Below are 1,983 nucleotides of genomic sequence, written 5' to 3' on the forward strand. Positions count from 1 at the left end.
TGGCGGCTTGCGCACCGCGGCCAAGGTTGCCGTAACCGGCGATGGCGACTCTAATTATTGATGTCATTATGATTAGCCTTACGTTGATGAAGCGGGCAGTCTGTTATTGCTAAAGCTATACGTAATAAGTAACAATGCTATGCAATTCATATTTACTGTGAAATAAAGTATGCGCAGTAATCTGCCCTGTAATGAATAACTGATTGATAGAAATGGTATCTATTTTAGAGGATTATGTTTACAAGTGATAGGGCGCGGTCATACTAAATTTCAGATGAGTTTAAGTATGTACTTTACATAATATGACTGCCTCAATGAGCCGCTAAGTTGTTTTCAGTAATGATAAATAGGTTTGGGATCATCTCTCTTAAAATAGCTACTGAATTTCCTATATAATGTTAGCCATCTTGTTATTGATCATTCATTCAATTCAGTCTTTTTCTTAGCACAAAAAGCTTTTCATTAGGTGAAAATGGCACTTTATGTTTAACACTTCCTCGACTCGTTTAAATAAATATATTAGCGAAAGCGGTATTTGCTCTCGGCGCGACGCTGACCGTTTTATTGAACAAGGTAACGTTTACGTCAATGGCAAACGTGCTCAAGTAGGTGCGCAAGTGGTTGCTGGAGATACGGTAAAAGTTAACGGACAACTTATTGAACCACGAGAAGCAGACGATTTCATTTTTATTGCGTTGAATAAACCAGTCGGGATTGTGAGCACCACAGAAAGCTCTGAGAAAAACAATATCGTTGATTTTGTTGGACATAGCGACCGTATTTTCCCGATTGGGCGTCTGGACAAAGATTCTCAAGGTTTAATCTTTTTAACGAGCAATGGCGATTTGGTTAATAAGGTGTTGCGTGCAGGTAATAACCATGAAAAAGATTATGTGGTGACAGTCAATAAGCCGATAACCGATAGTTTTATTGAAGGTCTAGCAGGTGGCGTACCTATTTTGGGCAGGATGACGAAAAAGTGCCCGGTGACTAAGGTAGCGCCTACCGTGTTTAATATTACGCTAGTACAGGGATTAAACCGTCAGATTCGCCGTATGTGTGAGCATTTTGGCTATGAAGTCGTAAAGCTTGAACGCACACGGATTATGAATGTGAGCCTAAAGGGTATTCCCGTTGGAGACTGGCGAGATTTAACCCCAAAAGAGTTGTCCGTTTTACTGAAATCTATAGAAGACTCTTCTTCAGAAGACAATACTGCGGCTAAGAAATCGCGTAAGTCGCCACGAAAAAAACCGCGTACTGATACCTCATCAAAATCAAAAGAATCTTCAAAACCAGCGGGCGTAGCAAAGGGCAATGCTAAACACTCTAAAGATGGCGCTAGAAAACCAGCGGGTTCTAAAGGTAAGCGTCCTTTCGGGGATAGCAAGAAGTCTGGGGGCAATGGCAAACCTGCTGCCAATGGTAAGCGTCCTGCAAGAGGTCGAGGTTCTTCGCGGTCCTCAAAACGATAGAACAATAGGTAATGACTTTTGATGCAGTAGAGCAGTTAGGTTAGCAACCAAACTAAGTAGTGATATAATGCCGCGATAATCGACATTTTATGAAGGGTTTATATTATGGCTCGTACCGCTAGTGCCTTACACATTTTAGTAAAAGACAAAGAACTGGCTGATGACATTATGGCCAAACTTAAAAAAGGTGCGCAGTTTGACGTATTGGCTAAGAAACACTCAACCTGTCCATCAGGTAAAAAAGGCGGCAACTTAGGTGAGTTTAAAAAAGGTCAAATGGTACCAGCATTTGATAAAGTTTGCTTTAACGGCGAACTTTTTACCCCGCATTTAGTAAAGACCAAATTTGGCTGGCATGTGGTCAAAGTGCTTTATAGGACGTAAGCGTTAGGCTTTTTACTTAATGATACAGACAATAGAGGTTACCTAAAAAGCCAGATAACTTAAGCGGTCGAGACCATCCCACATTCTGTGTAACTGCCGTTTAGATTAAATGCCTGCTTATACG

At 41.0% G+C, this 1,983-nt stretch carries 2 protein-coding genes; both read left to right on the forward strand.

Annotated features, from left to right (window positions below; all coding sequences use genetic code 11):
• The first annotated feature begins 482 nt into the window (after nt 1–482).
• Entirely contained in the window at nt 483–1,475 is a 993-nt protein-coding gene (gene rluF / locus V7D75_RS00865) for a 23S rRNA pseudouridine(2604) synthase RluF (protein ID WP_333613020.1), read from the forward strand.
• A 105-nt stretch (nt 1,476–1,580) separates the two neighbouring features.
• Nucleotides 1,581–1,859, forward strand: a complete 279-nt coding sequence (ppiC, locus tag V7D75_RS00870) for a peptidylprolyl isomerase PpiC (protein WP_193031961.1) — start codon at nt 1,581–1,583, stop codon at nt 1,857–1,859.
• Nucleotides 1,860–1,983: the final 124 nt, after the last annotated feature.

The sequence above is a fragment of the Psychrobacter sp. genome, from assembly GCF_036731945.1.
Classification (GTDB): domain Bacteria; phylum Pseudomonadota; class Gammaproteobacteria; order Pseudomonadales; family Moraxellaceae; genus Psychrobacter.